This is a genomic window from Streptomyces sp. CB02009 (genome assembly GCF_001905825.1).
Lineage (GTDB): Bacteria > Actinomycetota > Actinomycetes > Streptomycetales > Streptomycetaceae > Streptomyces.
Genome location: NZ_LIVV01000005.1, coordinates 474,852 through 490,299, shown reverse-complemented (window position 1 = coordinate 490,299; position 15,448 = coordinate 474,852). Strand labels below are relative to the sequence as shown.

The window sequence follows — 15,448 nt, the reverse complement described above, 5'->3', positions numbered from 1 at the left end:
TCACATCCCCAGAGCCGTACGGGCGTTGGACCAGGCATCCGTGCAGTGCCGCGGGGACTCCCCCTTGGCCTGCGCCGCCGTGAACAGGCGACCGATGTGCGTGTCGGTGAGGCAGCCGCACCGGCCGTGGGCGGACAGCACCGCCAGGAATGTCCGGTACACCGTGGCGTGGACCGCGCTCGCGGCCTCGGTGATGCGCTGCTCGGCCATGCCGATGCCGCGCTCCAGATAAGCGGGCGACCGGTGCGGGCACTGACCACTCCCGGCGGGGACAGCGGCAGTGGCGACACATGCCGCCGGGCGGGCCACGGCAGGCTCTTTCACGGGCAGCGCACGCACGACGTTCGGCAGCGCCGCCATGTCGCCGCTGCCGGGTCCGCGCCAGCGCACGTAGGACTGGATGGACTTGAGGTCGACTCCGTCGCGTACGCCGTTCACGGAGCGCGTGGTGCCCCGGTAGATCCAGTGCTCGCCCCGTGTCGTGGCCACGGTGTGGGTCGGGGGAAGGGTGGTGCGGGCCCAGTCGACGGCGGCCTGGTGGTCGAGGTCGACCACGGTGACCCCGGCGCCCCCGGGGTGGTAGGCGACGGCCCCGGCACGGCGCCACGCGGCCGCCCAGGGGGCCGAGGAGAGGACGGCCGGGTCGGTGGTGGCAGCGGCCCAGGCGTGGCAGGGACGCGGGCACTGGCAGGGGCCGGGGTTCTTCATGTTCGGCCGTCCGCCACACGCGTTTCCGGTGCAGTCCGGGCAGTTGCCGAACGGGCCCTTGTCGGCCCGCAGCGGCATGACCGGCAGACCGCCGGCCGCCAGCCGCAGCGCGGTGGAGAGGAAGAGTCCGGTCCGGGCGTCTCGCCGGATCGGCAGGGTATGAGTCATGCTGGATGTCTCCAGTTCTGTGAAGAGTGCTGGTTTGAGGGCGGCCCCGGCTTTGGCGAGACGGGGGCCGCCCTTCCTGCTGTGGTGGGTCAGAGGTTCTGGACGGTCTCGATGAGTGAGGCGGCCAGGGTGTTGATGGGCTTGGCGGCGCCGGTGGATGCGAGGAAGAAGCCGAATCCGGCGGCGATGAACGCGGCTCCGGCGCCGAGGCTCTTGGAGCGGAGGAGGAGGAACAGGACGAGTCCGAAGAGCGCGACCAGGGAGACGGTCACGGCCATGGCGGTATCTCCTTTGACGGCGGTGCGGGGTGGGTGGGTAGGGTGCGGGCACCTCGGGTGCTGACAAGCTCGGGGGATTGGCCGACGGCGCGTCCGCCTAGCGCTGGCTAAGTGCGGGGTACGTCTCATGACGGGCGCCGTCGGCCGCTTCGTGTCCGGTGTCAGCGGGTGCCGGCGCGGTGGATCGCGCGGCTGTGGTTGGTCAGGCGCCGGCCGACGCGGAGCCGCTTACCGCAGCCCTTGCACCGGCGACACGGCTTGGCCCTCTTGGGACGGCCCTTGCGGTCGAGGACGACCTTTCCGCCGAGTCCCTGGCACTTGCGGCAGGTCCCGAACGGCGACGCCGCACACAACAGTGCGTAACCGGCGAGGGTGGCGAGCAGGAGCAGGGCACTAGCGGTCAGCATGGGCGGTCGATTCCTCTCCTGGGGCGGGTTCCCGGGGTTTTCGCAGATGGGCCGCTAGACGCTAGATCGCAGGTCAGTGGCCCTATGGGGTGCTAGCGCGGGTGCTAGACCTAGCAGCGGGTGCTGCTAGGTCTAGCGGTGGTGCTGGGGTCAGGCGGCGGCTCGGTCGGCGTTACGGCGTGTGATGGCGGCGGTGATGTCGGTGCGGTCGATGCCGCGCCGGTTGGCGCCCTTGCCCTCGTCGGTGGTGCCCCAGACCTGACCGGTCTTGATGCCGTAGGGCTTGAGGGCGGCGGTGACGTTCTCGCCCTTCCACCCCGCGTACATGTCCGGGCGGAGGGAAGCGAGGCGGGTCGCGATGCGCTCGCACCACACGGCCTTCTCGCCGTCGAGGATGACGTCGAGGACGTCGGCGAGGATGTCACTGCCGCTTGTCTTGTTGGGGCCCTTGCCGATGGCGTGGCCGGTGACGTTGCCGTACTCCTCGCGGGCCTGACGGGCGCGGGTGACGACCTGTTCGGCGGCGACGGCGTCGACGAACGCGGAGGCGACGATGCGGGGATCGTCGCCCTCGCCGGCCATCCAGCAGATACCGCGGTCGGAGCGGGAGAACATCGTGGCCCGGTACCCGGCCTTGTAGGCGCCGGTGCCCAGGACCATGTCGTTGGCGGTGTGGCCCATGACCTTCAGGCAGAACCGCAGCACCGCGTTCGCGCTGATGCCGGTCGGCAGGGACTTGGCGTCGGGGCGCTGGGTGCCGAACATGCCGACCATGCCGAGCGCGGGGCCGCGCTTGGTGATGTCGGTGCAGATCGCTTCCAGTTCCTCGCCGTACTCCTTGTGCTCGAACGGCACCTGGCACTCGTCGGCTCCGATGACGATCGGGTGCAGTCCGAGGCTCTTGTCGTTGGCGAGTTCGGGGGTGACCTTCGACTCCGGGCATCGGGAGCGGGGCAGGGACTTGATGACCTTCGCCCGGCGGCGCAGTTCCTCGCGCAGTTCCCGCAGGGCGGCGAGGACGTATTCGATGTCCTCGTCGTCCTCGCCGGCGCGGTAGCGGTGGCAGACCGGTTCGAGGGCGCCGAAGTCGCCGGTGCCCTTGAAGTCGAACGCGTGGATCTCTGCTCGCGGGTCGAGGGCGGCGATGAGGAGGAGCAGCCGCATGAGGAAGGTCTTGCCCATGCGGGGGATGGAGCCGATGACGATCGAGGCGAACATCAGGGTGACGGTGACGTCCCGCATGCGCTGGTCGTTGCCGAACACCACCGGCTTGAACAGATCCACGGTCCCGGCCTTGAGCAGCGGCCACGGGGGCTTGGTGGTCTCGTTCATCGGCTTGTCCCCGACCCACAGCACCAGCCGTCCTTCATGCTCGGTCGGGTCCGGGGACGGCCAGACGCAGCCGACCTTGCGCCGCAGGCCAGAGGCCAGCGGCTTGCGGGCCTCCATGATGTCCTCGGGCGTGACGCCGTAGGGGAGGTCGAGGTCGGCGCGGTAGCCGGGCCCGTCGCGGACGATTTCGCTGGTGAACCGGAGGCCGTTCATGTCGCCGCCCTTCTTGATGGCGGCGGAGATCTTCGCGTTGCCGATCGAGTCCAGCCCGCGCAGCACGATCGATCCGGTGAGCTTCTGAATCTCGGTTTTGAGGACGGCGGGGCCGACGACCGGGGAGTCGGGCTGCTGTCCGGCCATGCCGAGGAGTAGTACGCCGCCGGTGGCGAACAGGAACAGGTAGGCGGGGGCGACGACGTAGAGCCAGAGGGCGAAGGAGGCGCCGAATACGAGGGACACGAGGGTGACCAGACCGCGCAGCCGGATGCGGCCGGCGCGGAGCTTGGACAGCCGCATGTACTCCTCGACGTCCTCGGTGCGGACCGCGTAGTCGCGCAGCGGGGCGGCCTCGCGGTCCCAGACCCACCGGTTGGTGGAGGCGATGAACCGGCAGGTTCCCCGCGGCGACATCAGGGCGAGGCGTCCGGCGTAGACGGGGATGCGGACGCCGTGGAAGAGGGCGGCGTAGCCGATGTTCGCGCCGGTGTGGCGGGCGGTGGCGAGGAAGTCACGCTGGTTGGTGAGCCATCCGGCGAGGACCGGCTTGCGCTTCTCGATGGTGACTTTCGGGTCGGGTAATGCCGGGTTGTCCACCAGCACCGGGGCGGTGGGCGTTTCGTCGTCGTGGTCGATGTCGGGGACCGGCCGCAGGTGCGCGGCCGTGGGCGTCTCGGTCATGCTGGGGGGTCTCCTGCTGCTCGAAAGGGCGGAGGGGAGGGCCCGGGGCGGTCGGGATGCTTGGCGGCTGTCGGCCGCCCCGGGGCACAGCTACTTCTTCTTGGCGTTCTTCTCGGCGCGCTCGCGGGCGCCGTCAAGGATGCGGTCGACCTTCTTCTCCAGGTCGCCCTGGTAGACGGTCTCTCCGGCGAGTCCCCGCTTGGCCATCCGGCCGACGTACCAGGCGAACTTCGCCTTCTCGCCGGCGGTGAGCGGGGGGTGCTTCGGGTCGTACTCGGGGTTCTTCCTGGTGGCCATGACGCGGTCCCTCTCCGGGGCCGGGGCTGTCCCGGCTCCCCTCACCGCCCGGTGCGAGGACTGGGCGGATCGGGCAGCCGTCAGCGACGGCGCTTGCGCGTCGTGGCCAGAGTCTTCGCGGCGGCCTTGCCGTCCGGGCCGCCGACCGACTTCACGACGGACACGACGCCCCACGCGAGGACGGCGGCGAGGAACGCGAGGAGGGCGAGGTTGGCGGCGATCGCGGTGAGCGCGCCGACGAGGAGGGGGCCGAAGTAGACCCCGGCGGCGACCGTGCCGGCGCCGATCCCGGAGCCGAGCGCGATCCGCTGAACGGTGCGGTCCGGCGGCGCCTGGTGGATGTGCTGATGGACCACCTGCGGGACACCCGGCGGGGCCTGGATGGCGGGGAGGTGATCAGCGTAGGCGTAGGTACCGTCCGGAAGCCGGATCACGCTGGAGGGTTCGGGGAGGTTCGACATGGGTTCTCCCTGGTCAGTGGTGGCCGTTAGAGTCGCGGCCATGGGGGCGATTGAGATCGAGGTGGACCCGCTGCCGTGCAAGTGGTGCAAGCGACCACTTCCGCAGCGCAGGTGGTGGCGCCGTCGGCGGTACTGCAACGGGTGGCACCGCACCAAGAGGTGGCTTGCGCGGATCGCTGAGTTTGTCGGGGAAGTGCTGTCCTCCTGACGCTCACCCGGCGGACATGGGCGCCAGGCGCCAGTGATACGCGGGGAGGGCGCTCATGACGCCGTCGCGGTGATGCGCCGCCAGGCGGCCCGCAGCCGGGTCTCGCTCGCGCTGTGGCCGGCGGCCCGGAAGCGGAGCGAGAGTTCGCGATAGGACAGCGGCGGCGTCTCGCCGGTGTGCAGCTCGGTGACGATCCGGTCCAGCTCCCCTTCGCTCAGGGCGGGCGCCGCGTCGAGGGCGGGGACTGGCTCGTAGGGGCCCCAGACGGGGAGTTCCCAGCGGGGCTGTGCCCCGGGTGCGACGCGGTCCGTCACGCAGGTCAGAGCCCGTGCGGTGCCCTCGCCCTGCCGCGCCGCCTCCAGCGTCGACCACGCCCCAGACAGCCGCTCGGCGGTCTTCGCCTGGACGCGTGCGACGCGTGCCCCGGCCTCCGTCACGGCCGTCAGCCGCGTCTCCTCCGTGCCCGCCTGAGCCCGCAGCTGAGCACGGGCAACGGCCGCCTCGTCCCGGGCCTCCTGCTGGATGCCGCGGATCGCGTCGAGCGCGACCGGGGTGAGCGCGGTGCGCTCCCACATGCCGTGCACGAGCCACAGCGCCTTGGCCCCGAGCGGCAGCCAGGACACCGCGAGCCATGCACCGGTGGCGTCCTCGGTGAGCGCGTGGGCGACCAGGACGCCGGTGGCGGCGAGACCGAACGCCCAGCCGACCGTGGTGACGGCGGTGGAGTGGTCGCCCTGTGCGGCGAGGCGGCGCTCGTAAGCAAGGGTGGCCAGCCATCCACCGTCGAGCCCGAGCCCGACCACGAGTGCGATCTGCCACGGCATCGAGCCCCCGAGCCACATCACCACCACGGCCAGGGTCAGGACCATGGACACGACCGTCATGGCGACCGCCGGGGCTGCGGTCGCGACGCGCTTGCTCATCCCGCCACCGCCTCGGACAGGTGCGGGTTGGCGGGGCGGGTCATCGCTCCTCACCCGCCTCGGCGAACTCTTCGTACCGGTCGGCCCGGTACAGGAGGCGGGCGACGGCGATCACGCCAAACCCGGCCATCGCACCGATCAAGAAGAGGTCCCGGTTGCCGATGATCTGGCCCCAGACCTCGACCGCGGCGCACAGGGCGATCAGGAGCCAGTAGGTGAGGCGGTTCACGCGGCACCGCCCGACTGCGCCAGGCCGGCGCGGTTGGTCAGATCGCGGCGCTCCGCGAGGACCCGGTGACGGGCCCGCCGGATGCGCCGCTCGTCCAGCACGGTGGCCGGACGGTCGAGCGTCATAATCTCCGCGTCGAGCAGGTCGACCTCCGCCAGGATCAGCGGCATCTCCCACTCGACCGCGTCCAGCTCCGCGTTCGACGGCTCACCGTCGAACGCCAAGGCCCCGCTCGTGGCGGGGAGTGTGATGATGGACTGCATTGGGTGTGTTCCTCTCAGACAGGAACGGCCCGAACCGAAGCCCCGGTGTTACAGCACCGGGGCTTCTCGCCGTTTGGAACCATCCGGCTCCCCTCAACCCCGCCCGTACGGCACCCCGCGAGCGGGGCCCGGACGGGCGGAGGAGGCAACCGGCCGCGGCTGGAAGGCTGCGGACGTCAGGTGACACAGTGGGCGCGACCTCCTCCGTCAGTTCGTCGGAGGTGGCGCCCAGGGGCTTCGTAGCTTCAACTCGGCCTCCGTGAACGGAGCGGAAATGGGGGTGTGGAGTAGTCGCGATCTCTGCCCTTGTCTCACCGCACGTGGACGACTCCTCGTCAGCCCGAAGGGCGACCCGGAGCAAGGTGCTTACTGTTCGTGCGGCAGGGCCTGCGGCTTGTCGCAGATGCCTGATGTTCTGTGTTCACTGTTGAGTTCTCAAGCCAGCAAGTCGCTTCCTTCGAGCCGTCTCACGGGCTCTCCGGGCGTCGGGAGCAGCCCAAAGAAGGCCCTCCCGCGCTTCACTGTCCTAGGACTGCGAAGCGCTTGAGAAGACCATGGCGCACAGTCCTAGGACTGTCAACAGTCCTAGGACTGTGTTTGACTTGAGAGAGTCGAGAGGAGTTCGCGTGGCACCGAAGTGGCGGGAACTGGCGGACAAGCTGGCGGAGCAGATCAAGCACGGTGACTACGCTCCGGGCGATCGGCTTCCGCAGATCAGGGAGCTTGTGGAGGCGGGTGAAGGGTCTAAGGCCACCGTTCATGCGGCCTACAAGGCGCTGGAAGCGGAGGGCCTGGTCACGTCATCCCGAGGGCACGGCACCGTCGTACGTGAGCGCGCTCCGTTGAAGCGACTCGGCATCACGCGCTACGACAAGGCGAAATGGCGGGACGGGGACGAGGTGGCGTTCATCGCCGACCGCGTCGCCTCCGGCCGGGCGTACAAGCGCAACGAGCAGACCCAGTCGGTCAGCCGCGTGCCAGCGACGGCCGCTGTCGCGGCGGCGCATGGTCTGCCTGAGGGGGCAGACGTATACGCCCGGGCTCGCCTGGTGAAGGAAGGCGACCAGCCGACGCACACGCTGACCAGCTACTACCGACCCGAACATGTGGAGGGGACGAGGATCGTCGACCCGACCCCAGGGCCTGCCGGCAAGGGTGGCGGATTCCGTGTCCTCTACGACGCGGGCTACGAGATCGACCACATGCGGGAGGAGCTGTTCGCCCGAGCGGCCAAGCCCGAGGAGGCCGATCAGCTCAAGCTCATGCCGGGGGAGTGGGTCGTGGAGCTGCACCGGACCACGTACACGGCGGACGGAACCGTCGTGGAGTTCGCCATCGGTGTCCATGCCGCCACCCGATTCGCGTGGGCATACGACTTCAAGGTGCCTGACTCGGCCACCGAGGAGAGCCAGTGATCTCCACGCAGGACTGGAGCGATGCCCACACCCTGTGGGCCTTTCAGCAGATGGGGCATGAGCCGCGGCCTTGCTCGGTGGGCATCGGTCTGGGCAGTCACGACCTTGGTGTGGCTGACGCGACCGTGGACCTCTACCGCCGCAGCATGTTCCCCCTGATCGTCTTCACCGGCGCCACAAGCCGCACCACGGAAGAGCGGATGCCCAAGGGTGAGGCTGAGCACTACCGGGAACGTGCGCTCGAACTTGGGGTGCCAGCGTCCGCGATCCTCGTCGAGCCGAACGCCAGGAACACAGGCGAGAACGTCCGCTTCTCGCGTTCCTTGCTCGACGATCACGGGGTTCAGGTGTCGTCGATCCTCCTCGTCAGCAAGCCCTACGAGGAACGACGTGCGTACGCAACCGCCCGCAAGCTGTGGCCCGACGTCGACGTCGTGAGCGCCTCCACGGACATGCGGCTGGAGGAGTACATCGACTCGATCGGCGACCCTCGCCTCGTCCTGGACATGCTGGTCGGGGCTCAGCAGCGGTTGCTGCTCTACCCGGAGCGGGGTTTCACGATCGCTCAGGACGTCCCGGAAGACGTGACCTCGGCCTATGGGCGGTTGTGCAGCGCGGGGTATGTCAGCCGACTCATGGCGGAGTGAGTCGCAGTCGAGGTCTGGCGCTACTCCCCCTGGGAGCAGGCTGCTGAGGCTGGCCCACGCGGGTGACTGTTCAGCGAGTCGTGGCGTGCATCAGCAGCATTAGAAAATCGAACAGACGTATGATTCGAGTGTGGCTGACACTCCTCCCTTCCCTGACGACCTGATCGAGACCCAGCAGCGTCTCCATCAGGCCCGCGCTGAGTACACGGCCCTATGTCGGGCCCTGCCCTGGTCGGTGGAGCCGCTGCCCGGGTGGCCCGGCGCAGCGCACCCGCACACGGGAGAGGTCACGGGGGGCCGCGAAGCCTCCCCTGGATACACGCCGGAGGAGGAAGCCGAGGAGAGGCGTCTGTGGGACCTGGTCCGGGAGCTGTCGGTCGCCGTGTCCACGCATCCCTACTGGGCCGCTCTGGAGAAGGATGCGGGACTGGTGAAGGCCCGCATGGAGCTGAAGAAGCACCCGAAAGCCCAGCCGGATGCCGCGAGCGCCGCCGGCGGCGGGGCGGAGTGAGCGGGGACTCCGTCATGGGGATGCCGATAGCCAGACGGCTGGAGAAGAAGCGGACGCTCCTGGAGTGGCTGCGCTACCAGGCCGCGGTCACCGAGCGGGAGATACACGAACTGGAGTCGCAGGACGCCGAGGAGAAGCGGCGCCGGGAGGTCGCACGCCGCGAGCGAGCGTGGGTGGTCTCGGCGCCCCGAAGTACCGAAGGGCATCCGGTGCTCCACCGGGGGAACTGCGGCCTCCGGGCCAGGTATGGGGCCGGAGAACTCCTGGACCTCGCCGGCGTGGTGGGTGCGGTCGAGGAGTACCCAGACCTGGAGATGTGCGAGGTGTGCGCGCCGTGGGGAAGCCTCGGCATCGACAAGCCGGCCGACCGGCCCATGCGGACGGCAGAGGCTGAGTTTCCCTAGGGTTATGTAGAGCTCTTTCCATGCATTGCCTCAAATCCCAACGGTGGGCTGAGAAATGACCCGCTCTCGGTACCCTCCGGGCGGGCTCAGGGGCATCGAACCTGGCCCCTGAGCCCGCAGATACGCCTTAGTGCCTGCGAGGATTCCTCGCTCTCCCATGGTCCCTCGCACTCCTTCCGCGCCTTACCCTCGCGCTGGGAACGCGGTTTCCTCTTTGGGCGGTCCACTCTCATTTCGGTGTACGGATACGTGCTCTTGGATGGAACCTGAGGAAGTTGTTCGCGTCCGGGAAATAGGCGACGGTCTGCGCTTGGTCCTCCTCAGCCCTGCTCGTTCGTACGGAACTCGTAGCCGTACAAGCCAGCCTGCCCGCCAACGAAGAGACTTCGTTGGTCGGAGCTCCATAGACTGATGTGCATGCCTCCCTCGGCTCGTGTCATAGCGATAGGCGATCCAGAAGCGACGTCCCATACTCGTACCGTCTTGTCGTGGCCGACGGTGGCGAGTCGGGTGCCGTCAGGGCTGATGGCTACTGATGACAGGGCGTCGGTGTGGCCGGTGAGGGTGTGGATCCCCTGCCCAGTGGCTGCGTCCCAGATACGCGCCGTTTTGTCATAGCTGGCTGTGGCGATCCAGGTGCCGTCAGGGCTGATGGCTACTGATGACACGGCGTCGGTGTGGCCGGTGAGGGTGTGGATCTCCCGCCCAGTGGCTGCGTCCCAGATACGCGCCGTTTCGTCATAGCTGGCTGTGGCGATCCAGGTTCCGTCAGGACTGGAGACTGCCCCCACGACCAGCCTCGTGTGACCTGTAAGGGTCCGGAGTGCTCGACCTGTGGCTGCATCCCAGAGGTGCACCGTTGCTTCTGAGCAACTGGCTAGCCATTCACCTCGTGGGTGCATAGTCAATGGGCCGACGGATTCCATACCGACAGAAATGGTATATCTGAGCGATCCATTGGTAACGTCCCAGATACGAATGGTGCCATCTTCCGAAGCCGTTGCGAGCCAAGCTCCATCCGGACTGATAGCTACCGACCATACGGTCTCAGTGTGGCCGATGAGGGAACGGATTTCCCGTCCTGTAGCCGCGTTCCAGATGCGCGTTGTGTTGTCACTGCCCGAAGTGGCGATCCAGGTGCCGTCTGGGCTGATAGCTACCGACCACACGGGACTGGCGTGGGCGGTGAGCCTATGAATTTCCTGTCCTGTTGTGGAATTCCAAATCCGTGCGGTTTCGTCAGTGCTTGCTGTTGCGATCCAGGTGCCGTCAGGGCTGATGCCCATTGACCATACTCTGTCGCTATGGCCAACTGTTTGATGACCGTGTGCTGCCGCAACGTCCCAAATGCGAACGGTGTAATCATGGCTGGCAGTGGCAAGCCATGTGCTGTCAGCGCTAATTGCGGCTTCCATGGCGACCTCGCCATGGCCGATAAGAGTGCCTTTCTCGGCTTGAGTTGCCGTGTCCCAAATCCGCACGGCTCCATTTCCGTGGGTGGTCGCAATCCAAGTGCCGTCAGGGCTAATCGCTACTGACCGTGCCATATCGAGGAAGCCGGAGAAGGTGTGAATGACTTGACTTGTGATTCTATCCCAAACTAGAACCGTTGCGTCAGTGCACGCTGTTACGAGCCACGTGCCCTGGTGGCTGACCGACACGTCAATAACTGAATTCGCGTGAGCAAGGACAGATATTTCGCGCCCCGTTTCCGCGTCCCAGATGCGCACGGTCTTGTCGTCGCTGGAAGTGGCCAGCCAGCTACCGTCGGAGCTGATGGATATTGACGAAATACTCTCAGTGTGGCCAATGAGGATGCGGCGTTCCTGACCTGTCACTACGTCCCAGATACGGATGACGGTGTCCCTGCCGGCCGCAGCAATCCACGTCCCGTCCGGGCTGATCACCACAGAGCGCAGAGCGCCAGTATGCCCAGCCATGGTGATACGTACGAGGCCAGTGACTGCGTCCACGATATGCACTGTGCCGTCCGTGTCGGCTGCTGCAATCCAGGTGCCGTCGGGGCTAATCGCCACGGACGTCACTGTGGCCGTCGTGTCTACTACGAGGCGCTCAATACCCGTTTCGGCATTCCAGATGCGGAGAGTCCTGTCACTGCTGGCGGTCGCGATCCAGGTACCGCCGGGACTGATGGCCACCGATGTGACGGGCGCCGTGTGGCTGGACAGTGTGCGGCGTAGGGCCGGGTGAGGAATGTCAGGCGGCGGCCACAAGTCGACTAGGGCGGGGGGTGTGATGGCGAGCATTGAAGTCTGTTCGCCCCAGTGAGGGAGGGGGTGTAGCCGACTGCGAAGAACCGCATCCCATGAGTGCAGTGGTTCAGTAGGGGGCAGAAGGTGGGCCGCCCGGACCAAGTCTGCGGCCAAGGCCCGCGATTCGGGGGTTCCAACCAAGTCCAAGTCGCGGGCTGGAGCGGTAGTGCCCCGCTGGTGCAAGCGCTCACGTACCCAGCGCAAGTCTCCCGCCAAGCCTTCCGCTTCATCTCGGCGTCCTGCCTCAATGAAGTGTGTAATGAGGTGATCCATGAGGTAGTGGTCGTCGGCGTTCCACCATTGCCGGTCCGGGGCCGATCGATGTCCCATGGCGGTACAGGTTGGCATTTCGACGGAAAGGGTGTCCAGAAATGCAGAATTGACTACCGCTAGTCGCTCTCCAAGTTCTATGCGCAGATAGTCTCGGATTACATCGTGAAGAACAATGGATCCTCCGTTGGTCTCCGTGGAGATGCTCAGGAGCGATAGATCCGCCATCTGCTTGCAGAGATGACGAGATTTAGCCTCGTCCAGTCCGTTTGTTGCACGCCACAACAAGGTCACGAGTCGCATTGGGATCTGCTCGTCTTCTGCGAAAATCCCTAGTTCTGCGAAGCGGTCATCAGAATCTTCCGGAAGCAGTGTGGTGGCTGCCTGTATGCTGGCGCGCACTGCCTCATTTCTGCGTTTCGGGTCGTTTAGATCTAGAGGGGCGTCACCGTCCGCCCCTGCTGGGCCTAGGGTCTGCAGGCGGTGATAGATATGGCTGGCCGCTTCTGTGCCGGTAATGCCGGTGGCCGTCAGTGCCACGATGAACTGGTTGACCATGCGAAGCAGCAGTGGCCATCGGCCGGTCGCCCTTATCAATCCTTCTATTACCGAAGGTGTCAATGTGTTGTCCAAGCCGTAACTCAAAACTTCGCGAGCTTGCCTCGGGGACATTCGATCGACAGTGATCTGCCTAGCGTGGGCTGGCAGTGCATCGGGGTTGCGAGTCGTGACCAGACGCACGCAGCGCTTCTCCGCGCCTTGGAGGAAGGGGGATAGCTGTTCGGCCTCCCATACGTCATCGATCACGAGAAGGGTGCGGGGGCGGCGAGCGAGTAGGTTGCCAAGATGTATTCCCAGCTGGATGGGATCCGAGTCTTGGCTGACCTCCAGTGATTCACCGGTTATGGTGCGTGTTACATCAGCTACCTTTGCTGCGATTGCCGCCCGCCCGCGAATATCTCGTCCGATCGTGACAAAGTAAACGTGCGTTTTGAAGCGCTTCTGCACTTCTGGGTGTGTGCACGCCAGTCTTGCCAGGGTCGTTTTGCCGAACCCGCCAGCGCCCTTTAGAGCAGTTGTGAGAGCGACCGCAGATCCCTGATCCTGACGGCACACGGCTGCGACGGTTTCCTCCAACTCGCCCCGTGGCAAGACCCAGTCATCCAGCTCGGAGGTTCTGGGCTGGAGAACTGTGGACTCCTGCTGACTGCTGGACTGCACGACTAGGGAGACCGTTAAGGCAACAATGCCTGCGGCGCCGCCAAACACGCTGGCAACCGCGTCGGCTTCGCCCCACCCGTCTCGCACCGCGACTACGGCAAGCCACACGATCGCGGCTGTACCTAGGGCGATGGCTGCGGCCCGCCTCAAGCGTCTCCCAATGCTCATGGGAGAAGATCCTGCGGTGCCTCTGTCAGGTTGTCAGCCGGTTCTCGGATCTTGTTGCCGGGGCTGGGGCGCGGCGACTGAGACAAGTCGAGGGCGCCGAAGTTAACGGAGGCCGAGGCTGTATGGCCGAGGCATGGACGACTGACCTAGGCTCCACTGCTTCTGAAGGTTAAAGCCCAGGTCAGAACCGATGTGGTGCTCTGGACGCCGGAAGACTGTAAATCCGTCGGCTTAGCCTACCCAGGTTCGAATCCTGGCGTCGCCACGCGAAACGGAAGGTCCCCGGTGCTTGCACCGGGGGCCTTCCTTCGTTTCCGGGGGTGTGTCGGGCCGTCAGTTTCCGGCCATGTCCTTCACCGCGACCGAGAGCGGCGTCGAGCCCGAGATCAGTTCCAGGGTCAGGCCGGCCGTCGCCGGGGTGTCCAGGAGTTCCGCGATCGCCGCCGCCACGTCGTCGCGGGGGACCGGGCCGCGGCCCGTGCGGGCCTCCAGGCGGACCAGGCCCGTGCCCGCGTCGTCGGTGAGGCTGCCGGGGCGCAGGATCGTCCAGTCCAGGGCCGTACGGGAACGGACCTCGTCGTCCGCCGCGCCCTTGGCGCGCAGGTAGGCGTCGAAGACCTCGTCGCCCGCGTGCGTGGCGTCCGCGCCCATCGACGAGACGACGATGTACCGGCGTACGCCGGCGCGTTCGGCCGCGTCGGCGAACAGGACCGCCGCCGCGCGGTCCACCGTGTCCTTGCGGTCCACGCTGCTGCCCGGGCCCGCCCCGGCCGCGAAGACGGCCGCGTCGGCGCCCTGGAGCACGGCGGCGACCATCTCGACCGACGCCGACTCCAGGTCCAGGACGACGGGCTCGGCACCCGCGTCCCGCAGGTCCCCGGCCTGTTCCGGTCTGCGGATGATCCCCGCGACCTCGTGCCCGTGCGCCGAGAGCAGCCTCTCCAGGCGCAGGGCGATCTGTCCGTGTCCTCCAGCGATGACGATGCGCATACTCACGACCGTACGACGGGACCGGCCGGAGGGCTTCCCGGCTCGGGCGGCCGCTCCGGGCGGGCCTGGCGGGGCAGGTCGAGCGCCGCCGCCGAGTCGCAGTACTCCCGTACGGCGCTGGTCCGGGCCACGACCCTGCCCCGGTGCACCACGATCCGGCTGTACGCGAGGGACAGCACGCCCGACAGCCGCTCGCCGCGCACCGCGAGCAGCTCCGCCGGGAAGCCGGCCTCGACCCGCACCTCCGGCAGCCCCATCGCCGCCCGCGCCTCCGCGCTCACCGCCGCGTACGCGTCCGCCGCCGGCAGCCCGCCGAGCGAGGCGAGGAGGTACGCCGCCTCCAGCGGATCGCCGCGCCCCACCGGGTTGGCCACGTCCCGCATCGCCCCGCTGCCCGCCGCGAGCCGCACTCCGGCCGCCCGCAGCAGCCGCACCGGCGCCGCGCCGCGCGTCTCCGTGCCCCCGCAGCCGCCCTGCGGCAGGCAGACCACGGTCACGCCGGCCGCCGCGAGCCCGTCCGCCGCCCGCCGCGCCGCGTCGGAGGGGAGCCGGCCGAGGCCCGCGCACGGCCCGATGGTCACCCCGGGCCGCAGCCCGCCGGCCATCGCCGCCAGCCGGGCGAGCCGGGCCGGGTCGTCCCCGTCGGTGTGCAGGTCGACCGGTACGCCGTGTTCGGCCGCGATCTCCAGGACCGCCTCGACGTACCCCGCCGGGTCCGGGTCCAGGTCCGGACAGCCGCCCACCACCCCGGCGCCCATCTTCACCGCGTCCCGCAGCATGGCGAGCCCGTCCGCGCCGGCCGCCCCGGTGAGCAGCCTCGGCACCGCGACGGCGGTGAGGTCCACGAGGCCGCGCAGTGAGCGCCGGGCCTGGAGGACGGCTTCGAGCGGGCCGAGTCCGTGGACGTCGCCGATCCGGACGTGCGCGCGCTGCGCGGTCGCGCCGTGGCCGAGCTGGAGCAGCGCCGCCTCGGTGGCCCGGCGCTGGACCTCCTCGGGGGTGTAGGAGACGGGCCCGGGGGAGTCGGCGGAGAGCGCGGTGTCGGCGTGGGCGTGGGGTTCGGCGGCGGCGGGGAGCAGCAGGTAGCCGGCGAGGTCCACGCGCGCGCCCGCGGCGGTGAGGCTGCCGGCGGTGCCGACGGCCTCGATCCGGCCGCCGACGAGCCGTACGTCCACGGTCCGCCCGTCGGTGAGCCGTGCGTGGGAGAGCAGGAGCGAGGTCGAGTCGGCCGTGGTGGCGGCCCCGTCCTCGGGCGGCTGGGGCTGCTTGCTTTCGGCTGACATCGGGGCTCCTCAAGGCTCCTCAAGATCAAGATCACGAAGCGTGGGGCAGAGCCTAGGGGCGGTCGGTCCGCGCTTCGAGGAGGAGCGCAATAGTC

General features: G+C 68.0%; 16 protein-coding genes and 1 tRNA gene. 5 read left to right on the top strand and 12 right to left on the bottom strand.

The annotated features are described in order from the left end of the window. The 9 genes from AMK27_RS21830 to AMK27_RS21785 form a co-directional block, all read right to left on the bottom strand. Positions 1–876 carry a DNA primase gene (locus AMK27_RS21830; RefSeq protein ID WP_073910854.1) on the bottom strand — a complete coding sequence of 292 codons (876 nt, stop codon included), beginning with the start codon at positions 874–876 and terminating at the stop codon, positions 1–3. Between the two features lie 89 nt (positions 877–965). Next, on the bottom strand, positions 966–1,154 hold the full coding sequence (locus tag AMK27_RS21825; protein ID WP_073910851.1) for a hypothetical protein: 189 nt from the start codon (positions 1,152–1,154) through the stop codon (positions 966–968). 161 nt (positions 1,155–1,315) lie between these two features. Continuing rightward, positions 1,316–1,561, bottom strand: coding sequence for a hypothetical protein (locus tag AMK27_RS21820; protein WP_073910847.1), 246 nt, complete (start codon positions 1,559–1,561; stop codon positions 1,316–1,318). Between the two features lie 150 nt (positions 1,562–1,711). Beyond that, a complete protein-coding gene (locus tag AMK27_RS21815) occupies positions 1,712–3,790 on the bottom strand; it encodes a cell division protein FtsK (RefSeq protein ID WP_073910843.1) in 2,079 nt (692 codons plus the stop codon). A gap of 90 nt (positions 3,791–3,880) precedes the next feature. Beyond that, positions 3,881–4,087, bottom strand: a complete 207-nt coding sequence (locus tag AMK27_RS21810) for a DUF6257 family protein (protein WP_073910839.1) — start codon at positions 4,085–4,087, stop codon at positions 3,881–3,883. Positions 4,088–4,167: 80 nt separating this feature from the next. Then, a complete protein-coding gene (locus tag AMK27_RS21805) occupies positions 4,168–4,548 on the bottom strand; it encodes a DUF6251 family protein (RefSeq protein ID WP_073910835.1) in 381 nt (126 codons plus the stop codon). Positions 4,549–4,809: 261 nt separating this feature from the next. Then, positions 4,810–5,679 (bottom strand): protein spdB, encoded by an 870-nt coding sequence (locus AMK27_RS21795; RefSeq protein ID WP_073910831.1) that lies wholly within the window; start codon positions 5,677–5,679, stop codon positions 4,810–4,812. A 40-nt stretch (positions 5,680–5,719) separates the two neighbouring features. Next, positions 5,720–5,908 (bottom strand): hypothetical protein, encoded by a 189-nt coding sequence (locus tag AMK27_RS21790; protein ID WP_073910828.1) that lies wholly within the window; start codon positions 5,906–5,908, stop codon positions 5,720–5,722. After that, a complete protein-coding gene (locus AMK27_RS21785; protein WP_073910825.1) occupies positions 5,905–6,171 on the bottom strand; it encodes a DUF6284 family protein in 267 nt (88 codons plus the stop codon). The genes AMK27_RS21790 and AMK27_RS21785 overlap by 4 nt, the downstream gene beginning before the upstream one ends. 626 nt (positions 6,172–6,797) lie before the next feature. Between AMK27_RS21785 and AMK27_RS21780 the strand changes: the two genes are divergently transcribed. The 4 genes from AMK27_RS21780 to AMK27_RS21765 all read left to right on the top strand — a co-directional run bounded on the left by AMK27_RS21780 (position 6,798) and on the right by AMK27_RS21765 (position 9,148). Continuing rightward, positions 6,798–7,586 carry a GntR family transcriptional regulator gene (locus tag AMK27_RS21780; protein WP_073910821.1) on the top strand — a complete coding sequence of 263 codons (789 nt, stop codon included), beginning with the start codon at positions 6,798–6,800 and terminating at the stop codon, positions 7,584–7,586. After that, positions 7,583–8,233, top strand: a complete 651-nt coding sequence (locus tag AMK27_RS21775) for a YdcF family protein (protein ID WP_073910818.1) — start codon at positions 7,583–7,585, stop codon at positions 8,231–8,233. The genes AMK27_RS21780 and AMK27_RS21775 overlap by 4 nt, the downstream gene beginning before the upstream one ends. Before the next feature lie 130 nt (positions 8,234–8,363). Continuing rightward, positions 8,364–8,744, top strand: a complete 381-nt coding sequence (locus tag AMK27_RS21770; RefSeq protein WP_073910814.1) for a hypothetical protein — start codon at positions 8,364–8,366, stop codon at positions 8,742–8,744. A 14-nt stretch (positions 8,745–8,758) separates the two neighbouring features. Beyond that, positions 8,759–9,148 (top strand): DUF6233 domain-containing protein, encoded by a 390-nt coding sequence (locus AMK27_RS21765; RefSeq protein ID WP_241847571.1) that lies wholly within the window; start codon positions 8,759–8,761, stop codon positions 9,146–9,148. Between the two features lie 320 nt (positions 9,149–9,468). Here the strand turns inward: AMK27_RS21765 and AMK27_RS21760 are convergent, their stop codons facing one another. Then, a complete protein-coding gene (locus AMK27_RS21760) occupies positions 9,469–13,080 on the bottom strand; it encodes an NB-ARC domain-containing protein (protein ID WP_073910811.1) in 3,612 nt (1,203 codons plus the stop codon). Between the two features lie 188 nt (positions 13,081–13,268). Between AMK27_RS21760 and AMK27_RS42720 the strand changes: the two genes are divergently transcribed. Next, positions 13,269–13,345 (top strand) — tRNA-OTHER (locus AMK27_RS42720). A gap of 68 nt (positions 13,346–13,413) precedes the next feature. Here the strand turns inward: AMK27_RS42720 and AMK27_RS21755 are convergent. Together AMK27_RS21755 and AMK27_RS21750 are read right to left on the bottom strand one after the other, a co-directional pair. Beyond that, on the bottom strand, positions 13,414–14,070 hold the full coding sequence (locus AMK27_RS21755) for an SDR family oxidoreductase (RefSeq protein WP_073910807.1): 657 nt from the start codon (positions 14,068–14,070) through the stop codon (positions 13,414–13,416). Positions 14,071–14,072: 2 nt separating this feature from the next. Beyond that, on the bottom strand, positions 14,073–15,353 hold the full coding sequence (locus AMK27_RS21750) for an amidohydrolase family protein (protein WP_073910803.1): 1,281 nt from the start codon (positions 15,351–15,353) through the stop codon (positions 14,073–14,075). Positions 15,354–15,448 lie beyond the last annotated feature (95 nt).

Coding starts and splice junctions, on each gene's coding strand:
- AMK27_RS21755 (WP_073910807.1), bottom strand. CDS start 14,070: ATGCGCATCGTCATCGCTGGAGGACACGGACAGATCGCCCTGCGCCTG.
- AMK27_RS21815 (WP_073910843.1), bottom strand. CDS start 3,790: ATGACCGAGACGCCCACGGCCGCGCACCTGCGGCCGGTCCCCGACATC.
- AMK27_RS21795 (WP_073910831.1), bottom strand. CDS start 5,679: ATGAGCAAGCGCGTCGCGACCGCAGCCCCGGCGGTCGCCATGACGGTC.
- AMK27_RS21820 (WP_073910847.1), bottom strand. CDS start 1,561: ATGCTGACCGCTAGTGCCCTGCTCCTGCTCGCCACCCTCGCCGGTTAC.
- AMK27_RS21760 (WP_073910811.1), bottom strand. CDS start 13,080: ATGAGCATTGGGAGACGCTTGAGGCGGGCCGCAGCCATCGCCCTAGGT.
- AMK27_RS21805 (WP_073910835.1), bottom strand. CDS start 4,548: ATGTCGAACCTCCCCGAACCCTCCAGCGTGATCCGGCTTCCGGACGGT.
- AMK27_RS21785 (WP_073910825.1), bottom strand. CDS start 6,171: ATGCAGTCCATCATCACACTCCCCGCCACGAGCGGGGCCTTGGCGTTC.
- AMK27_RS21810 (WP_073910839.1), bottom strand. CDS start 4,087: ATGGCCACCAGGAAGAACCCCGAGTACGACCCGAAGCACCCCCCGCTC.
- AMK27_RS21765 (WP_241847571.1), top strand. CDS start 8,759: ATGGGGATGCCGATAGCCAGACGGCTGGAGAAGAAGCGGACGCTCCTG.
- AMK27_RS21825 (WP_073910851.1), bottom strand. CDS start 1,154: ATGGCCGTGACCGTCTCCCTGGTCGCGCTCTTCGGACTCGTCCTGTTC.
- AMK27_RS21830 (WP_073910854.1), bottom strand. CDS start 876: ATGACTCATACCCTGCCGATCCGGCGAGACGCCCGGACCGGACTCTTC.
- AMK27_RS21750 (WP_073910803.1), bottom strand. CDS start 15,353: ATGTCAGCCGAAAGCAAGCAGCCCCAGCCGCCCGAGGACGGGGCCGCC.